The following is a 17670-nucleotide window of genomic DNA, read 5'->3' on the forward strand; positions in this document are numbered from 1 at the left end:
CAGAGGTCCCTCACTATGGCCGAAATCTTCATCCGCACCTTCACCGACGACCTCGACGGAAAGCCGATCGATTCCGGCTTCGAGCAGCGTGTGACGTTCTCGTACCAAGGCGCCGACTACCAGATCGATCTACGGCCAACCAACGTCGATAAACTCGAGGCAGCATTGGCACCGTTCATTCAGTCCGCCCAAAAAGTTGGCACAGCCAAGAAGAACAACGGGACACAAGCTGCTACGAAGACCGTTACCCCGCATCGATCACCAGAACAGCTACAGGCAATCCGGGACTGGGCCAACAGCAACGGGTACGAGGTGTCGAGTCGCGGAAGGATTAAGAAAGAAATTATCGAGGCGTTCGACGCCAGTCACTAGAGATACTTAGCTATCTCGGCCGGGCTGTAATTCAGGAGTACGCGTCAGGACAACGAGGCAAACTGACGGTCGCGCGCAGCAACGGAAGACAGGCTATGGAGCCTCTCTGGGCCTACGCGGTCGTTTCGGTACCTTGCGAACCTCGTCTGCGACTCGTCGGAGTCTTCCTTGAGGAGCCAGCGCAGGCTTGCTGCCCGCGATACTCCCGGCCTGCTGAAGGAAGGCCGCAACCGCTTCGCGCTCCGTATCATTCAGCTCATTCGCCCTGCCTTCGATCACCCGCGTGAGGGATTGCTCCAGTTCCGGCGAGAGATCTTCATCTACAACCTCAGCGTGCGAAATGAGCCATTGTTGTTTGGCGGCGTAGTCCTGCGCGAGTTTCAACTGCAACTGGGCGAGCATGAGGGCGCTTCGGGTGACCGGGATCGAAGGCTCCGCAACTTCCAGATCGGCGACGGGAGCGAAAATTTCCTCGCCCACAACGTCGACCTGCACAGCGTCAGCGTCGGATGATTTCGTTTTAGCTTCAGCTCGTTCCAGCGCCCGAATACGCTGACGCGCCGCGAACTCACCCAGTTTCGCCTTGGCCGCGGGAGCTGCGACGTCTCTGATCAGCGGGACCAGGAACTCGCGTATCACTATGCTCCCGGCGTCGGCTATGACGTCGGCGAGTGCTTGTTGGCTCGGTGTCAGTTCACGTGGAGAGGAGACTGAAGACGTCACGAAGATAGGAGCGCTCTGGTACCTCTCACGAAGTTCCTGTTCGTTGACCCGTCGGGACTCGGTCGGACCGGCAACATTCTTGGAGGTCTTGCTGCGAAGGAGATCGCTCTCGAAATCCTTGGACTTCGATGATTTCGACCTTTAGGTGTCCTTCTTCCGTCGAACGACGCGGATCTCTTCTATGTACTCGTCATCGTTACTCACAAGCACACCGAGCTCGACCAGGGTCGCCTACTCGTATCTACGAAAACGGCAACAGAAGTCATGCTCGGATCCCACTGGCGCTTCGACAGTATCGAGGGTTGTTTCCGAACACAGCACTCCTGTTCAAAGACAGCCATTTCTATGTAGGCACTCATCCGCTCCGGGCGCGTGGCGATCGCAAAGAGATTGCAACGCGGAACCTCCGAGGTTTCTTTCAGCGAGGATTCGGCGTCCGCCACAACTCGGGCGCATCGTCGCTGTCGTTGTTCGCAATGGCACGGATGCCGTCAGCGTCAATGCTGAGGATCTCAGCGAACTGCGCGCGCCCTGATTCCGCAAGTCCTTCCGGCAAGTTCGCACCGTACTTAATGGAGGTACCTGCCATGTCCAGAAACCGGGCGATTCGAAGTAGAAGCGGACGCGGGACGGGCACGAGAAACGCACTGGCCTCTGCGGTGATCATCCCCAACGTCGAGAGATGACTCAACCCTTCGCTGATGGCGATGTCCTTGAGGTTGGCGTGCGCTACCTTCAGCGCTTCCGCCAAAGCTGCGGTTGTCAGCCCCACCGCCGGGATGGACATCGAGATCGTTCGCTCGAACTCGACGAGGTTTGCGCCCGGCGCTTCGTCCGAAATGGAGAGTGCTAGCTGTTGTGGGTATGGACGTTGCTGACGCGGGACTGAAGGGGACGGGCTGGTCCTCGGCGTAAGAATGGGAGTTGCGACACAACCGTTCTCGACCAAAAAGGACCAGCCCTGTGACACACCGTAATGCCCCACTTACTGTTGAAGGAAGACGCCGCCTGATCGAGCGGTGCCAGAGTCGTCCGATCGCCCACGTAGCCGCCGAAATGGGTATCTCCCGCCAATGCGCCTCCAAGTGGGTCAACCGGTATCGCAAATACGGTGACCTGGGAATTCAGGACCGGTCCAGCGCACCGAAACATCACCCGACTGCCACAGCAACGGAGGTCGTGGCCGAGATCGAAGCGATGCGCCGGACCCGGAAATGGTCGGCCTCGCGCATCACGTTCGAACTGCGTACCGACGGCATCGTCATTGCTCGTCGAACAGTCACGAAAATTCTGCGGAACCTAGGATTGCACCGTCGCCGGTTCATCGACCCGAACGGCGAAACCAACCGAAAACCACAGGTCATCGTCGCAAAACGGCCCGGTCAAATGGTGCACGTCGATGTCAAGAAGGTCGGGAAAATCCCGGACGGTGGAGGCTGGCGTGCCCACGGCCGTGGGTCCGACAAGGCCAAACGATCCCAGCGTAGGAAAACGAAGAACAAGCAGGCCCGTGTCGGTTACACCTACCTGCATTCCGCGATCGACGGCAACACCCGCCTGGCGTACACCGAGGCCCGCGACAACGAAACCGCAGCAACAGCCATCGATTTCATGAACAACGCCCGATTCTTCTTCGCCGCCCACGGCATCACCCGTATCGAGCGCGTGATCACGGACAACGGATCATGCTACAGGGCAGCAGATTTCACATCTTCACTGCGAGAAACGCGGCACTACCGCATCAAGCCGTACACCCCGAAACATAACGGGAAGGTCGAACGCTACAACCGTATCCTCGCCGAAGAACTGCTGTACTCCCGCGAGTACACCAGCGAAGCCGAGCGGCGCACTGCCGTCGAAATCTGGAATGTTCACTATAATTACCACCGACCGCATTCAACACGCGGAGGACGACCGCCTGCCGCTTACCGCCGGCATCGCGTAACTAACGTCCGTGCCTCGTACAGCTAGCGACTGGGCAAACCGGGCCAGGTGTTCATGACCAAAACTGCGCTGAGCTGTTTGACAGCTGACGCGCATGAGCGTCGCGTATTCATTGACTTTGTCATCGAGAATTGTTTGCGCTTCGGTATTGGCGATTGTCAGGCCGAGGTCGAGGAGAATAGCGCGGAGTTCTGTGGACCGGGTCGAAAACCAGGTATTTCGCGGACTCATTGTCTACTCTTTCTGCGCGCACATTCTCTGCAGCCATGCCTTCAGGCCGATGTGTCGGACGTCATTATCGCATCAGTATTGGAATGGCGAGAGGTGGCGCTGGAGAAGAGGCTGGCGCCCGTCTCAGTGAGTCCTATCAAGTTTTCTACCAAATCGAATCGATATCGGCCTTAACGCGCATACGTAGGCACGGACAGAACGGTAAACGACTTGGTTCGACCCTTCAGGCTGACCACCGCGGCTCCGCCTGTGTCCGCTATCGAGCCGTCTTCTGCGTAGCGGCTGATGCGTCGACAGATCCAACCGCGCCCCTGGGCGATGTGACGTCACTTCGTTTCGGGGGCTTTGTTACGGATGACGTTGTTGATCAATTCGACCCACCCGTCGTCGATGTCGGGGCCCACTGCTTGAGCGGCGCGAGCTCGGATCGCCTCGCGCATTTCCTCTTCTGTCATGGTGCTGTCGGTTCCTCTTGCTGGCATAGCACCTGAATCGGCGTGGGGTACCCATTGACGAGTGCGGCAGCGATGAGGAGCCTCTGGTGTGGGTTTGCTGTGGCAATGGCGTGAGTGTTCACGGGCCATTATTACCAGATCTAAGCATTTCGCTAGATTTCAGGTTCGGTCGCAGCCTCATCGGATTGAGCGGTGGCGAAGAGTCGGTCGACGAGAAGGTCTCGGAGTTCGTCGCGTTCATTGAGGGCGGCTTGGAGGGCGTCGAGGACATCGACCATCGCTTCGTCGCCGTAGGTCTGCGCGTTCTTGCGGAGGTGGGCGCGTCCTTGTGGGCTGAGGTCTGTCACGTGGCGTTCTCCTGGTATCGATTTCTTTACCAGCCTATTACTTAACCTGCCCGTGTGGGCACACATCGAGAGCTATGCGCCGAAACGCGCATGCGGGCGGTCGATTTCGACACCGCCCGTACAACGCGCCCAGCGCACCAAATCATTGCTATCTCCTATTAGTTCCAGTCGATTGGTTGCCCCTTTGAGTTGTTTCGACTTCGGTTTCCACGCCGCTCGAAGGTGAATCTCCCCAGGATCGTTGTGCCGAAGCCGAAGAGCTCGATCATCTCGACGGTCGGCTTGACGGTCAGATTCTGCACCGACATTGCCGGGCCGGCCCCGCACGCAAGTCTGGTCGCAGGCGGTGGCGCAGCTGCGAATGCTGCGGTGAGAACTCTCGGTGTCGCGACTCGTGAAATAGGGCATACCTGCGACGCTTCTCATTTGGGACATGACGGCATCCGTGCTTGCCATCGGTGGCCACGGCTCAGCATTCATCGCGATCGCAACGACCTGGACCTTCGCCACCATGTCCCCGCCTCGCGTCCAGCGGTGGGGTCGGGGGGCATTTTTTGTTCGTGGAATGACTGACAAGTAAGAGTGCGAGCGCGCGATCGGTGAGCCCGTGCGCACTGAACCGTCGCCTTGACAGGGCGAGATTGTCGGAGGCTCCCCCCCCCCCCCCCTATCTCCGGGAGGTTCGGCAAGACGGTTGTCCGTCGACATGTTCCACCGTGTCGACAGACGGTGCGCGCCCCAAGATCCGACCAAGGATGAGGCACGCAGTTCGGGTGACCCGCCACGTCGGAATAGGGGTCCAACGCGGCGGGTCGATGCGCGCCGAAGCCGCCACCTCGCGGTACTCAGCACGCATTCGGGGTGGCCCACCGAAGTGAATGTGAGTGTCAGCATCCGGTGGGCCGTGCGCGCAAACGAGCCCTTGATTTCCCGTCGACGCGCAGTATTCGGTGCCTCACCGGAAGCAACGCGTGACTTGCGTGTCCGGAGAGGCACTGCTCCGCCGCAGCTCGGCTAAGTCCGGCGTCGCCTCCGCAGATTATGTGCACTCGGTGCCGAATACCAGTCTCCATGGAGTCACAGATACTTGAGTATTGAACTATCCCCAATTCATGCACAGCACATGGGGATAACTGATCCGGCCGCGCAACTGTCGAACTGTTTCGCTGTGCGAGCATTCAGAAATTGCATGGGAAAATGGCGCCTATGCCTTCAGGATTTGCGCGTTGGGTTCGAGATCAGATTGCCGCTCGTGGTCACCAGAGTGCCGAGGAGGCAGCCCGCGCGATGGGAGTGTACCCATCGCTGATGCGTCAGTGGACGACGATCGCACGGTCCCCGACTCCGCCGGTATTGCGGCGGGTCGCAGCGTTGTTCGATACGCCGGTGCCAGAGGTGCTGGTCGCTGCCGGGTACATGACCGAAGAAGAGAACGTGCCTTTGCCTGCAACGAGGACGGCGCTACAGCAGATGTCGAATAAGCAGATTCTCGACGAGATTCGACGCCGGACTGCCGGAGATTCGGGCGGGCCGCCGATCCCGGTCCGTGTCAATGGCGTGCTGCACACCCCGCACGGTCTGCCCACAGTGCTCGTCAGTAGCACCGTGGGCAGGCCGTGCGCGTCGAACGGCCATCAGGTCCACCCGCCGCGCAGCCCGGGAGGCCCACCCGGGAGCTCGTCGGTAACTGCCAGGTGAGCCGTGCGTGCTACCCAAGCCCAACCCGGTTGCACGCAGATCAGATGACCTACTAGGTGGGGGATGTATGTCCAACCTAGAAGGTCGATACGTGCCACCGACTGTCAAGGAAGAGCGGAACGCAGTGAAGGTGGCCCACCCGCAGTCACCCGGTCGGGTGGGCCGTGCGTGTCGAATATTCGTCGCGGCACCAGGTACGCAGTCCAGGTGGCCTACCGAACCTTGCGGACTAGTGCAGTAGGCCACACGTGCCGGAACCGACAAGGAAACGGCACGAACTGAGGGGCCCGCCGAAAAGTGTGTGACGACAGTGCCGGCGAGCTGAGAACCAAGCGTATCGCTACCGCTCGGCATTTGACGTCTTGGCTGGTGACTCTGGGTCAAATCAGGGCCAGTGCTACGGCGAGAGCTACGCACGCAAAGGTCAGGACTGCCCATGCCCACTGCTTCTGCTGGGGCTTGGTCGGCAGGTTGCGATCGTAGTTCATTAGGCTTCGCTTTCGTGAGCAACGAGGGGGTGGCCCGCCCCGCCCCCCAGATAGGGCGGGCCAATGTGTGTACGCCGACAAGGGCGCCGCACAGATCGAGGGCTCGTCGGAATGGCATGTGACCGCGTCACCGACGAGCCGCGCGCCCGGACCTGGCAAGGAAAGGGCGCCCACACATATTACTATCTCATTACTCAGTCGGAGTAGGTGGAGTCGGAAGGCTCGCTCGTCCGGCGTTCATGCGACAGATGGCTGTGTCAGCTCGGCAATCGCATCGGTCTTCTGATGGTCTGCGACCGGCGTGAAGATCTGAGTTGCTTGCAGGGAGGCGTGGCAAATCAAATGCTGCACGGTCCGTAAATCCGCTCCGCTTCAGACCAGGTTCGTGCTGAACCAATACCGAAGGCTATGCGCAGACCCCGGAACCCCGGCGCGTTCCATCGATGTACCCAAGGCATAGCCACCGATTTTGGTCGAATGTGGGGGGGTTGTTACCCCCTCTGGAGGGAACCACCACGCGGTGCCGAGGCATCGAGCCTGTGCAAGCTCCAGCAGCACCTCATGCATTGGGACTGCGGCCTTCACTCCTCCCTTTCCTATCACGTTGATCGTGGCGCCCGATGAGATCGACGTCCTTTCCCTGATGCGGGCAATCTCGTGAACAGGGAGACTGGCCAGCGCCACGAGATGCACCATGACGCGCGTCTTGTGATGCATATTGGTTGCCAAAAGGAGGGGCATATGTTCGTTGGAAACCGGACGAGGCTCCCCACACGGCCTACGGTGCGCCGACTTTGTCGAATGGGGTTGTGATCTTGGTATCCCCATTAGCTTCAGTCAAGTGAAGGATTTGCGGAGGCTCCAGCGATGTTGCCTCCGCAAATGTTTCACGGTAGATGCGCACGACAGTCGAGTAGCGCTCAGTGACGGTTCGAAGCGAGAACGAGCTCGCGAGTTGCCAGACCTTCATTCTTCGAGGAGTTTATTCCAATGGGCTGTGTCGTTTGATCCATATGAAGATCCCACTGGAGGAGTCTTCCAAGCTGCATGACCGGATAAGCATCCGGTCACGACAAGTAACGCGGAATGTCCGAGGAAAAGGAAGCCGCATATCCCCGGCACCAATCCCACCTCACGAAGGTTCCTGCAGTTTGATTGTGGTTCGACTTCGAGGTGCCGTCACGAAGGAGGGCAATGAGGTTGTCAGTCACTGCCGACCAGGTGAATTGATGATCGGATTTGCATTACTCGCACGTGATGACAAGTCCGTCGATCCCTTTCTACTGGAGCAGGGCTTCGAAAAGGACGAAATCGGTGAGGTCTGCGCGAACTAGACGCTCTTCGTCGGCAGTCAACGGCTGGGGAGCGGGTGTCGTCGTCGATTTCTTCACGAAGTTCTCCGCTTGAAGATCGCCATGTAATTGCGCCCCTTGACGTTTCCCGTGAAGTTCCCTGTCATCAGGACTTCTTGGTAGCTGATGAGTTCCCATCCTTGTGAGCCGAGGTGATTGAGATACTCGTTGAACTTCGCCATCGCCTCGACTTGTTTCTTCGCGTTCCATCGCTCGGTGATGTTGATTGATTCGGTCCAGTACTGCCATGTCTCCATGGCCAGGCAGCCTAACGAGTGCAGATCTTGAACACTTCAGAATCGCTGGAACCTGTGAGGTCACGGAGAACAAGGAAATCTGCACTTCTAGAATTACCTCATGACGACACGCGAAGAATCACCGACACCGGACGTCGACCAGATCACGAGTTGGTTCGCTGCACTCGACAGCCAGGCTCGCCGTGTCCTCTTCGCCGGCCCGCGCGCTGAGATTCCGAACGAGTCCGTCGACGAGATACTTACCAAGGGCACCAAACTCGCAGGGCCGTGGTTCACCGGCCTTGCGGATGTCGAGCACTTCCATCTTCCCGACGACGTGGCCGACTATGTCGACGGTGTACTGATCGAACTCCAGAGTTGGTGGGTTGGATTGTCGAACGAACAAAGGTTGCGATGGGCAGACGTCGAATCGAATCTCGTGCCAGAGGATCTCCAGACGTCTTATCCGGGGCTCTTTGCGTTCGTGATCGGCGACGAGGGGGCCTACGCCGACCCGCAGGTGGTCGACTTCATCGCCATCGCCTTCGCCGTCGCCGGCGGTGGATGGCTTGGCGTTCGATGATGCCGAACCAGACTTCGACGAGGCTCATCCACGATGCCCACGTCGGAGTGAAATGGACGTGGATTCGCGGGTTCCCCGCCCACCACTGGCGGACCTCGGACCTCTTGTGGGCGGCGTAGTTGTTAATCACCAGATACAGTTCCTAGTCTGGATATGCCCGAGCCGCGTGCTTGACGAACACCAGAATTCGATGGTGACGGTATCGGGGCCGGCAAATCCCGGTCAGCTTTCCGGCTGCGATCTCCAATGCCGCGAACAAGGTGGTCGTGCCGTTGCGGACGTAGTCGTGGGTTTGGCGTTCGGGGAGCCCAATCTGCATAGGCAACGTCGGCGCCGTCCGATCCGGTGCCTGAATCTCCGATTTTTCGTCTACGCACACAACGATCTCGTTTTCCGGCGGATCGAGATACACCCCGACGATGTCGGTGACCTTCGCGACGAGTTTTGGATCGGTGCAAAACTTGAATATTTCACTGTGCCAGGGCTGCACACTGTACCCATGTCACGCCTCCGCGACAGTCCTGTTGCTGATTCCCAGTCGATCGGATAGCAATCGGGCGCTTCAATGGGGGACGCCGCGTTTCTTCGGGGGGCGACACCAGGGTTTCCGAAATGATCTGGCGGTGATCGATCGTGCGTGGACGTCCCGAACGGGGCTGGTTGACCAACCCGCACTGTGTCACGTCGAGGAAGCCGGTGGCGGTGTCGCCGCCAGAGCCGCTACTACGGCGTCAGCCGGCGCTGCTGCTACGTGCGGCGACTACGTGCGGCGACTACGTGCGGCGACTACGTGCGGCGACGACGTTTCGAAGAAGGGTGAATCGAGGGTCTCAGTGATCAGTCGAGCTTTGCCGCACCATCAGCCGATGAAGACCGATCCGGAGGGGACAGAGAAGATCTCCTGCGTCCGCCAGCAATACCAACTCCGGCCACAAAGGATCTCGATGTACCTCGCCCGGTACCAGACGTCGCCATCAGTCCGTCCAGTGTCTGGCGAATCCTTCACAAGCTCGGCTTCAATCGGCTACCCACCTCACAGCGCTACAAACGTACGCCGACCCGGGAAGTGCTACGAAAACAACGCTCCGGCCATCAATTGCAAGTGGATGTGAAATTCGTTAAGTCACTTGGCCACATCGGAAAGAAGAATCGTTATTACCAGCACGCCGCAATCGGTGACTGCACGCAACAACTAGTGCATACGAAGTTTATGCCCGTCGAATTCGTTGTGGAATTTCATGTCTATGTGACCTCCCGTTGAGCAAGTACTCTGCATGGCTCCCAATCACAGAGTTGGATTCAGATCGCCCGCTCCTAATTTCGTCTGCAGTGACCATTTCAAGAGAGAGTTCTGGGCCGGAATTACTACGTATCGACGTGATTAATTCTGAATCAAAATCGGGATCCAAGGTGTATTCGAAAACGCGCATCATTCTCCATTGCCAAATTTCCGTTCCTTTGATGTATTTGGGTCCTTCGGAGACGGTTCGAACATATCGAAAGTGTCTAAAGCGTGGTATTTCATCGGCAGGGGTTCCCGCTGCGGTTAGTTCCTCCGTGAGTTCGCGCTCGATGCACTCTCGGAAGCTTTCCCGCCCCATGTCACCCAAGAGCCACAATCCAAATCTCGTGACTTGCCTCGCCGGAAGAAAACCGCGTAGTGCGGTCCGTGCGATTCCCCATTTTGATTCCAGTGGGCTTTCGACTTTAAATCCGAGATCGTCGAGGCTCCTAAGCCCGGCTGGGAAGATATCGACCGCACCGCCGATTGGTCCGATCTGGTCGGGTCGGCGTGATTGTCGAACCAGAACGTACTTCGAATCGATACAAAAGATGCAGATTGATGCAACCGAGACCCGGACAGAGGAACGCCAGTGTGTGACACTCCAGAACACAAGTTTGCTTGCTCGTCGATGTCGCCACAAGTATTGGGCGATGGTGAAAAGAATCGCTGCGACAAGGCTCGTCACAATTGATATCGCGATAGTCAACTCCGGCTCCCTTCTTTCGGGCGTGTTTCGATTCGTTCGATTGTGTCCAAACACACGCCCGCATCACCCATTCTGGATAGTCTTATGGAAATAACCGTTGCGCGGATTGGGAAATAATTATCGGCAAGTCCGGTAGGGGTGTTTATTTTTTTCTTTCCTTTTTTTGCGATTGTCAGGTGGAGTTCATTTTCGATTCTCGTGCCTACGTTCCCTATGGTGTTCGTAAGTTCATGTAACGAGCTTATGGCTGAGCCTGTCGCGATAACGTTCGATACGGTATAGTCGTTTGAGTTATCCGGGTTACGAGGTGAAAGTATATCAACATGGAACTCGCCCTCTTTAGTGACTTTATTCATTAAATTTCTAAGTTGGGGCAAGTTGTTCGAGCGAATCACTGTAATGTGAGGTTTGGGCTTATCTTCTGATTCGGACAAAGAAATAATTTCCCAACCGTTTCGTTGGTAGATTGAGTTTACCGCTATGATTCTTCTTGTGGATTCGTTATCAATTTCCAAATTTATTGTATAGTTGTAGGCCATTGACATGATTATATCATTTCTTCAATTGTTGAACTGAGAATCCTGCGGTATACTTCTTCCGATGATTCCAGCAGTTCTTGATGATTTGATGGAACTTCGACGATTGTGTACCGAACTGACCGGATATTCAGAATCTTCTCAATTTCGTTGTAACGATTATTCAAGGCTAATTTGAGTTCCAGATTTCCTGGGTGTTTTCCACGATTAGGGCCGACTGAATATTTCCATCGATTTTGTATAACGTCGCTATGGGCAGACAAGACTACTATGTGGTCCATCTTGCGCCATACTGGCGGTTGATCTATGAAGTTCACGATGGCGTCACGTTCTGTGCGTGAAATTATGTCACAGTCGAGCTGCGCTTCCGTGAAAATTAGCGCGTCAACTACCCCACGATCCATTATGGTTACTGTATTGTCCGGTTTGGGTGCAGTCAGTAGATAGTATAGATTTCGGGCGACGGCTGCCAGGTTGAACTCAGGAGAGTTCTTTCCGTCCATCGGGATGAATCGACCTCCGCCGTGATAGTGCCGGATGCGGAATCCATCGTGTTTGGCGTGTTCTTCGATATAAGTGGCCATCTGTGTCTTGCCCGATTTTGGAGCTCCGCAGATCTCGATAATCATAGGTGGTATCCAATCCTCTCGCTGTGCGTTGGGATACAATTCCAACGGGCAGATAAGCAAGTGTCGCAGGCTGCCGTCGCACGGTCAATATCGGATTTTCCCCACCGAATAACGAGGTCTGCGCGTTTCAGGGGGATGGTTGCCCATGCGCGATCGGTCGGCGATGCCTGAAACATTGTCGCTGAGTTGTGTTGGTCTTGGCCCAGAAGCCTTCACGGAACGCGTACGGCGAGGAACACAGGAGTTGGGGGAATCTGCACGCGCGGCGGCGATGCTCCATTGGGGCCTTCGAGGGCATCGACCGCTTGGTCATTGATTTGCTGCCTCGGCGTAGAGAGACACTCGGTGCAAACGCAAATCACATTTGATATATAGACCGATGTATCACGGAAAGAGTGCTGCCGAGGGTTCTTGAACATGTTCTGGCCCACTTCCGTGACTGGTTCAAAACTGACGATCGAGAAGGCCTAAGGAGTAGGGGCCAACGCCAACGCTGACCTGTGGGCGTAAAGCACCGCCCTCAAAGGGCGATATCCAGTTCAGGTGCGCTCGATGCCGGAGAATCCCTATCCAGGATTTCTTCCGCGCGCGTGATGGGGTCGTGGGGGTGCTGCCGATGCCTTCGGTGGTGGGTTCAACTGTCACTACGGAGGGTGTCGCGGGCGAAGGTGTTTCCGACGATCTGCTCATTGGTGGCCCATGGCTCTGCCCGGCCGACGATGTCCCGTACATCTCGGTGCCGTGCACAGCGCGCGTGCCGGGGACGAGGCCGACTGCCAGCAAGGGTGCGTTCCCGCCGGCTGCGGCGTGAGCGAGTGCGCCTCGTTCGTCGGGGAGGGTGAAGAAGAAGTCGGTAAACAAAAGCTCCACGGGTCTCGACCACTCCGATAGTGAGGCTGGTTGTGCTGGTGCTTTCAGATTTCTCGGCGGTCAGTAGCGGAGACGAGAGAATGCTCGTGCCGGGTGCTCCCAGTGTTCCTGATCTTAACTCCGATCGACGATAGCTGTTGCCGCTCTGCTCTCATCGCCCTTTAAAGTACGCCGCGCGGTCGCCAATTCGAGATGGTCATTCGACTGGAGCCGACGATTAACCGAGTCGCGAACGGATTCGAGATGTCCTCGGGGCAATTCGAATCTAGAGGGATTTCATCGGCGACGGACTTGTTCGATCAGCTCGCGGACGAGGTTCCGTGCGACTTCACTAGATCCTGAGTCCAGCGCAGCGAGGGTGGTCGACTCGTCTGGATTGACTCGGACGGGTGTACTTGAGTGAAATCCGAAGTTGGCGCTCCTCCTCGGCATTTCATTGACAGAACCGATTGATACAGAGCTCATCGGATCGACGCTAACGGCGATCGCCAACTCAGGCCCAACGACAACTCTAAGCTCGCCGATCAGTCGAAGCGCCGAGGCTATCTGGCTGGTCAGCGCTTCGTCGTCCAGAACTGCGCCAAGGCCGTCGGACGGCAGCTCTGACCAGACGGATACCTGGCCTGAACTCAATACTCGAACCCCTGTGACACGTGACTGTCGCACAGTGTTCCAAGTTGAAGGCACTGATCCGGCGATTGCGACGGCGACTGAACCATCGTTTCGTTCCACCGAAAGTCCCTGCTCGTGACCGACGACACCGCTATTTCGGAGTCGAGTCAGCAGTGTGTCAGCAAGTTCCTTAAGCTCACGGGCAGAAAATCGTCTCGTGTCGACGTTCTGAACGTGAACTTCCAATGTGGGTTGTTCACTGGAAAGTGTGTGAGAAGGGTCTGTGCGTCGCCATACGATTGGTACGTGGGTGTCGAGGGGTGTGTAGCGGAGGCCGACCGGTGCTGACGCTGCGTTCCTGACTGCTTCAGCGGCTTTCGTCAGAAGGTCGGCGGTGGATGAGAACGTGTCATAGAAGACGCCCGAGGTGTAGTTGCCAATTGCTTGGATGAACTCTTCCTGATCCTTCTCGAACTGCACACCGTCTTTCCGATAAACGAGTCGGGGGATTCCGGCGGCTGTCGCAGAAGCCCACTCGTCGTGAGTAGGCGATTGATGAGTGTCTAGGAACCGGTGCCCGTAGTTAGGGCCGAGTATTAGCAGATACAGTTCGGCATTCCCGACGCCGGCCAGGCATGCTTCGCGGCTCGGAAGGTCGGTTGCCCCGAAGTCTTCAAATCGGATGGGTGTATGTCCGATCGCGGTGATCAGCCCCGGCAATGCGTCGCGTTCTTCCTCCAAGCCGCGACGAACACTGCTGATAAAGACTCGCATGTGACCTCCTCTGGTGATGGCTTTGCCCAGGCTATGCGAGAGGTCTGACATTTCGAGGCGGATCCGGCTCTAACAGGGACGACTGAGCACCGTCGAGTGCCAGGTTCTGCTACTTCTTCTCAATCACCGCATATTTGGATCGATCGTGTTACGAGTCGACTACTTTTTCTGGCCAGCCCGGTTCGTCGGCGGTGTCCCATTTGGTAAGGATGTGAGCATGTCGGTGAGCAAGGATATATTGCAGCTAGATACCTTTTCGATCAATGGAGGAACACATGGCAACGGGTGACATAGAGACATACTTCGAGGATGGGGTTTGGAAGAACCGCCCTCAAGGTAATTCGCGTGCCTCGAATACGGCGCCCACCAAGGCTGAAGCGCAGGCCAAAGGTCGCGAGATGGCAGTAGACCGGGAAGTCGAGCATGTCATCAAGAAGAAAAATGGAACGATCGGGGAGAAGAATACTTACCCCCGCAGCAGGGACAACAACCCACCCAAAGGATAGTTTCTGCAGTTCAGAGGCCATCGAACGGGTCCGCTCGCGGTCGCTTGCAGGCAGGTTTCGTCTTACGCTGAGACTTGACGGTCGGCTGAACGAATTGGATCGTTGGAGAGCATCGACGAGGGTTCTTTCCTGCACCGTGTTGAAATTTCCATCATGAGCTCATTGACGAAGAACCTCACGGATCGGCAGAAGGAGATTCTGCATTGGATCGGCGATGGTTGTCCGGAGATGGACTGGAGTGGGTCAAGCCACAAAACGACTGCACGAGCACTTGCAGGTCGTCAGCTCGTAAGGATTTCCCACTCGAATGGAATCTGGTCGCCGTCGCTCACCGATGCAGGGCGATACTACCTAGACCACGGCACTTTCCCTGCCGGACACGGCTTGTCGAAACGACAGCGAGATCGGTTGGGGAAAGGGCAGCCAATCGACGGATCGACACTAGTTGCGGAGCGAAAGCGAGAGGCCGTTTCGGCACCGAAGACTGAAGCAGTTGACACAGAGAATGCTCTGTCCGATGAGGATCACGGAGCAACGCGAACACCTCCGGCGGTTGTTCCGCCTGGAGGGAAGCGCTCTGCCAAGCTGTCACTGGCGAAGCGGGCAGAAGCGTTGATAGATGCTCTCCACCTTGACCCGGCATCGGGGTTAGGTCGAACATCGCGCAGCTACAACGACGGCCACGATCCTTCGGAAGACGAACGGATCATGCGGAAGATTCGCGACCTTGACCTCCTGCCCTCCGGACGTCGAATCCGGTCTGACTACTGGCATGCGCGGCGCTCTTGGGCGATCGAAGTTGTTGGTCCACCGCCGTGGCATTCATCAGCTCTATCGACGTCCTCACGGAAGCGTCGTCACCTTCCATTTCATCCGGTGGTCATGGAAGTACTTGAAAAGCAGACCCTTTCAGATGTGGACGCCACGGACCGGGCCTGCTACCTGCTCAGTGCTCTGGCGGCCGAGTCCGAGATCCGCGGGCACCATGTGAGCGCAATCGAGCCGAGGACTTGGCAGGGTAGGCCGGAGGGAACCGATCGCGGTCAGTTATCAATCAAGATCAGGCACAGTTCGTTCTCCATCGAGTTGATTCAGGCGATCGACCGTCGTGAATACACACCGACCGAGGCTGATATTCGCCACGAGATCCGCACGGGATACAAGAGATGGCAGAAGTGGGTTGAGATGCCATTGAATGAGTTCACGTTGCGCCTGCATTTTGGGCGTGACCGTCGAGATCACCAGGACTGGACTGACGACGGGCAGACGGTGCTCGAAGGTTTGCTCCCGTTCGTCATGGAGCAGATAGAAGAGCGAACTGTCGCAGCAGATTTGGCGCGGGAGGCGGAGCTTCGACGATTGGAAGAGCAGCAACGCCGAGATGAGATTGCCGAGGTTAAGGCACTTGAGCAATGGGCCGAAGATGTGCGCGCCGAGGTATTGAGCGAGCAAGCTCGGAATTGGCAGGCGGTTCGTGAATTGGACCAATACCTGGAAGCGCTTACCGATCATGTCGACGGCATCGAGGATTTGACGGCGAGGGCATCTGCACGCGGATGGTTGGACTGGGCCCGGAATCGACGCGTCGACTTGGACCCCTTCAACCGGACCATTTCGATGCCTCAAATTCCCGCACCCGGGTACAGCGAGTTGTCCGAACTGAAGCGAAGATTTGGAGGTTCCTGATCGCCGGTCGTCTCCGTGAGGACTTCCACGTGTCGTGCGTGCGTGCGCGTTCGTTAGTGCGTCAGTTCCACCAGTGACCTCGACGCCGCTCGACATACCGAACGGGTATCTCGGAAAGATCGAGCGGGCGGTCGATGTCGGGTCGGACATTGAACGGTGTTATCCGGTTCTTCTCGTACTCTTCCTCCATCGCGGCTGCGAAATGGACTATCTCGTTCTGCTTCAAGGAGTCGAGCAGTCGGCCGACCAACTCGTCGAGGCGATGAACTTCGGCTTCCGCAGCAGCGAGTCTGTCGTAGAAGCCGATCGCTCGGTGGCCGGCCCACTGGCGGAGTAGTTCATGGACCGGACGCGTGTGTTCCAGGTAGTACTGGTATTCCCATTCCGGTGATGAACGGTGATTAGGGTCGTCACGGCGTGGATAGGGCTTTCCGTGCTTGCAGGCTTCCCGAGCTGACTTCTCTTCGTCGCGCAGCCAGTCGAGAATCGGTGTTGGGTTTTTCCTGCAGACGTGTTCCGCGATCGTGACAGCGGCGGCGGGGGAGAGGATCAGTTCGTCGTCGAGTTCGAAGTGCGTGACGGCGTTGGCGATGCTCTGCGTGGAGTGGCCCGTCATCCGATCGAGCGCCTCGATGTCGCTGATCGACACTGCGCATGAAACGGGTCGCCACGTTAGAGTGGCGATCTCGGTGGGGACAAGCACGTCGAACACGTGGGAAGCGGCGTAGTCCTCCGCTTCCGTGAGCTCGTAGCGGCTTATCGCAGCCCATCCGTCCTGAACTCGGCGGAATTCCTGGGCGTCGGACCATGAGCCGTGTAGCCGGTTGCGAGGAACATTCTCGACCTTCGATGGATTCGCGTGGTCGAGGAAGCTCACCTCGTAGCGTGGAGTCTTCTTTCGTTCATCGACGCCCACGATTCGAACGCGTTCGATTGGAGTTCCGTCGCGTAACTGGTAGATGCACTCGTCACCGATGTTCATTTGCCGATCCTTTCAATGATGCCGGACCTCACCCAATGTGGACCGAAGGTACACACGTTGGATCAGTCGAAGATCTCGCGACCCCAAAAACTCGGCGTATTTTTGCGTCCGGATAGCTTCCCTATTTACGAAGGGGCTGTCTCGCGATGTTCAGGAAGCGGTGGACCACATCATTCACATCTGTGCGGGGCCGGTTCTTGCAATCCGAGTATGGTCACCGAGGGGCGCGATTTAACGTCCCATGAAAGTCGTAGTCAACGGCGCCTCCGGACGTTGTCAGTACCTTTTGGTAGAACAACAGTGGGTCGGGAATTCAACGGAAATGAGGAAGAAGCATGGCAGTTCGGGTCACTCACCGTCGTATGTCGCCCGGTGGCACACGGAACGAGCACATCACCAACGTCAAATGGCTCAACGAATCAACCGGCAAAATCGGGGAGAGCACCAAGGCGCAGATGGTGGACTACATCGACAACCAGAAGGGCAGCGCTTATGTGACTGGTCCACAATCACGATCGGAGGTGGGAACCGTGCATAGCGCCGGAGCCGTTCCGTACTTGCGCACGTTTGCGAATGGCGTACCTAACGACAATTTGCTTTCGTTGCCGACTTACTAGACTCCCGAGGGCAGCGCGCCGACGTTCAGTTTGTCGTC

20 protein-coding genes are annotated in these 17670 nt (G+C 57.2%); 8 read left to right on the forward strand and 12 right to left on the reverse strand.

Annotation, left to right across the window (positions count from 1 at the left end):
* The first annotated feature begins 15 nt into the window (after positions 1–15).
* On the forward strand, positions 16–372 hold the full coding sequence (locus YH3_RS25930) for an Lsr2 family protein (RefSeq protein ID WP_064444348.1): 357 nt from the start codon (positions 16–18) through the stop codon (positions 370–372).
* 93 nt (positions 373–465) lie between these two features.
* On the opposite strand, the gene YH3_RS25935 is transcribed toward YH3_RS25930, so the two are convergent.
* Positions 466–1095 (reverse strand): hypothetical protein, encoded by a 630-nt coding sequence (locus YH3_RS25935; protein ID WP_154100348.1) that lies wholly within the window; start codon positions 1093–1095, stop codon positions 466–468.
* A 418-nt stretch (positions 1096–1513) separates the two neighbouring features.
* Positions 1514–1882, reverse strand: coding sequence for a hypothetical protein (locus tag YH3_RS25945; RefSeq protein ID WP_064444351.1), 369 nt, complete (start codon positions 1880–1882; stop codon positions 1514–1516).
* Positions 1883–2058: 176 nt separating this feature from the next.
* On the opposite strand from YH3_RS25945, the gene YH3_RS25950 reads away from it, so the two are divergent.
* Positions 2059–3066 carry an IS481 family transposase gene (locus YH3_RS25950; protein WP_154100349.1) on the forward strand — a complete coding sequence of 336 codons (1008 nt, stop codon included), beginning with the start codon at positions 2059–2061 and terminating at the stop codon, positions 3064–3066.
* Positions 3067–3596: 530 nt separating this feature from the next.
* Here the strand turns inward: YH3_RS25950 and YH3_RS37200 are convergent.
* Positions 3597–3725, reverse strand: coding sequence for a hypothetical protein (locus tag YH3_RS37200; RefSeq protein WP_274522694.1), 129 nt, complete (start codon positions 3723–3725; stop codon positions 3597–3599).
* Between the two features lie 152 nt (positions 3726–3877).
* Positions 3878–4072: a hypothetical protein gene (locus YH3_RS25955; protein ID WP_064444353.1), complete on the reverse strand. Its 195-nt coding sequence runs from the start codon at positions 4070–4072 to the stop codon at positions 3878–3880.
* A 1206-nt stretch (positions 4073–5278) separates the two neighbouring features.
* Between YH3_RS25955 and YH3_RS25960 the strand changes: the two genes are divergently transcribed.
* Positions 5279–5770: an XRE family transcriptional regulator gene (locus tag YH3_RS25960; protein WP_238592707.1), complete on the forward strand. Its 492-nt coding sequence runs from the start codon at positions 5279–5281 to the stop codon at positions 5768–5770.
* A 1875-nt stretch (positions 5771–7645) separates the two neighbouring features.
* On the opposite strand, the gene YH3_RS25975 is transcribed toward YH3_RS25960, so the two are convergent.
* Positions 7646–7867, reverse strand: a complete 222-nt coding sequence (locus tag YH3_RS25975; protein ID WP_064444356.1) for a DUF4177 domain-containing protein — start codon at positions 7865–7867, stop codon at positions 7646–7648.
* A 100-nt stretch (positions 7868–7967) separates the two neighbouring features.
* Between YH3_RS25975 and YH3_RS25980 the strand changes: the two genes are divergently transcribed.
* Complete coding sequence (locus YH3_RS25980) at positions 7968–8429, forward strand: hypothetical protein (RefSeq protein WP_064444357.1); 462 nt, start codon at positions 7968–7970, stop codon at positions 8427–8429.
* Here YH3_RS25980 and YH3_RS36855 read toward each other — a convergent pair.
* From YH3_RS36855 to YH3_RS25990, 5 genes are all read right to left on the reverse strand, one after another.
* A complete protein-coding gene (locus tag YH3_RS36855) occupies positions 8377–8559 on the reverse strand; it encodes a transposase (RefSeq protein WP_238592708.1) in 183 nt (60 codons plus the stop codon). The two genes, YH3_RS25980 and YH3_RS36855, sit on opposite strands and share 53 nt — an antisense overlap.
* Positions 8560–8571: 12 nt before the next feature.
* Positions 8572–8919 (reverse strand): hypothetical protein, encoded by a 348-nt coding sequence (locus YH3_RS36860; RefSeq protein WP_064444358.1) that lies wholly within the window; start codon positions 8917–8919, stop codon positions 8572–8574.
* A gap of 718 nt (positions 8920–9637) precedes the next feature.
* Entirely contained in the window at positions 9638–10474 is an 837-nt protein-coding gene (locus YH3_RS37390; RefSeq protein ID WP_371595416.1) for a hypothetical protein, read from the reverse strand.
* Positions 10417–10959: a hypothetical protein gene (locus YH3_RS35670; protein ID WP_154100350.1), complete on the reverse strand. Its 543-nt coding sequence runs from the start codon at positions 10957–10959 to the stop codon at positions 10417–10419. Before YH3_RS35670 ends, YH3_RS37390 begins: the two co-directional genes overlap by 58 nt.
* An 8-nt stretch (positions 10960–10967) precedes the next feature.
* Positions 10968–11585 carry a hypothetical protein gene (locus tag YH3_RS25990; protein ID WP_154100351.1) on the reverse strand — a complete coding sequence of 206 codons (618 nt, stop codon included), beginning with the start codon at positions 11583–11585 and terminating at the stop codon, positions 10968–10970.
* Between the two features lie 616 nt (positions 11586–12201).
* On the opposite strand from YH3_RS25990, the gene YH3_RS36235 reads away from it, so the two are divergent.
* Positions 12202–12396, forward strand: coding sequence for a hypothetical protein (locus YH3_RS36235; protein WP_193777200.1), 195 nt, complete (start codon positions 12202–12204; stop codon positions 12394–12396).
* Between the two features lie 335 nt (positions 12397–12731).
* Here YH3_RS36235 and YH3_RS25995 read toward each other — a convergent pair whose 3' ends face one another.
* A complete protein-coding gene (locus YH3_RS25995; protein WP_064444653.1) occupies positions 12732–13841 on the reverse strand; it encodes a DUF4062 domain-containing protein in 1110 nt (369 codons plus the stop codon).
* 275 nt (positions 13842–14116) lie between these two features.
* Here YH3_RS25995 and YH3_RS26000 point away from each other — a divergent pair, with 275 nt between their 5' ends.
* Together YH3_RS26000 and YH3_RS35680 are read left to right on the forward strand one after the other, a co-directional pair.
* The gene (locus YH3_RS26000; protein ID WP_064444654.1) at positions 14117–14347 is read left to right on the forward strand and encodes a DUF2188 domain-containing protein; all 231 of its coding nucleotides are present in this window, start codon (positions 14117–14119) and stop codon (positions 14345–14347) included.
* Between the two features lie 102 nt (positions 14348–14449).
* Positions 14450–16033, forward strand: a complete 1584-nt coding sequence (locus YH3_RS35680; protein ID WP_154100352.1) for a hypothetical protein — start codon at positions 14450–14452, stop codon at positions 16031–16033.
* Between the two features lie 61 nt (positions 16034–16094).
* On the opposite strand, the gene YH3_RS26010 is transcribed toward YH3_RS35680, so the two are convergent.
* Complete coding sequence (locus YH3_RS26010; protein WP_082920668.1) at positions 16095–17015, reverse strand: hypothetical protein; 921 nt, start codon at positions 17013–17015, stop codon at positions 16095–16097.
* 335 nt (positions 17016–17350) lie between these two features.
* On the opposite strand from YH3_RS26010, the gene YH3_RS26015 reads away from it, so the two are divergent.
* The gene (locus tag YH3_RS26015; RefSeq protein WP_064444361.1) at positions 17351–17632 is read left to right on the forward strand and encodes a DUF3892 domain-containing protein; all 282 of its coding nucleotides are present in this window, start codon (positions 17351–17353) and stop codon (positions 17630–17632) included.
* Positions 17633–17670: the final 38 nt, after the last annotated feature.

The organism is Rhodococcus sp. YH3-3 (assembly GCF_001653035.1).
GTDB classification, from domain to species: Bacteria; Actinomycetota; Actinomycetes; order Mycobacteriales; family Mycobacteriaceae; genus Rhodococcus_F; species Rhodococcus_F qingshengii.

Coding starts and splice junctions, on each gene's coding strand:
- YH3_RS25995 (WP_064444653.1), bottom strand. CDS start 13,841: ATGCGAGTCTTTATCAGCAGTGTTCGTCGCGGCTTGGAGGAAGAACGC.
- YH3_RS36235 (WP_193777200.1), top strand. CDS start 12,202: ATGCCTTCGGTGGTGGGTTCAACTGTCACTACGGAGGGTGTCGCGGGC.
- YH3_RS25990 (WP_154100351.1), bottom strand. CDS start 11,585: ATGATTATCGAGATCTGCGGAGCTCCAAAATCGGGCAAGACACAGATG.
- YH3_RS26010 (WP_082920668.1), bottom strand. CDS start 17,015: ATGAACATCGGTGACGAGTGCATCTACCAGTTACGCGACGGAACTCCA.
- YH3_RS25930 (WP_064444348.1), top strand. CDS start 16: ATGGCCGAAATCTTCATCCGCACCTTCACCGACGACCTCGACGGAAAG.
- YH3_RS37200 (WP_274522694.1), bottom strand. CDS start 3,725: ATGACAGAAGAGGAAATGCGCGAGGCGATCCGAGCTCGCGCCGCTCAA.
- YH3_RS26000 (WP_064444654.1), top strand. CDS start 14,117: ATGGCAACGGGTGACATAGAGACATACTTCGAGGATGGGGTTTGGAAG.
- YH3_RS26015 (WP_064444361.1), top strand. CDS start 17,351: ATGGCAGTTCGGGTCACTCACCGTCGTATGTCGCCCGGTGGCACACGG.
- YH3_RS25960 (WP_238592707.1), top strand. CDS start 5,279: ATGCCTTCAGGATTTGCGCGTTGGGTTCGAGATCAGATTGCCGCTCGT.
- YH3_RS35670 (WP_154100350.1), bottom strand. CDS start 10,959: ATGGCCTACAACTATACAATAAATTTGGAAATTGATAACGAATCCACA.
- YH3_RS25945 (WP_064444351.1), bottom strand. CDS start 1,882: ATGTCCATCCCGGCGGTGGGGCTGACAACCGCAGCTTTGGCGGAAGCG.
- YH3_RS25980 (WP_064444357.1), top strand. CDS start 7,968: ATGACGACACGCGAAGAATCACCGACACCGGACGTCGACCAGATCACG.
- YH3_RS25975 (WP_064444356.1), bottom strand. CDS start 7,867: ATGGAGACATGGCAGTACTGGACCGAATCAATCAACATCACCGAGCGA.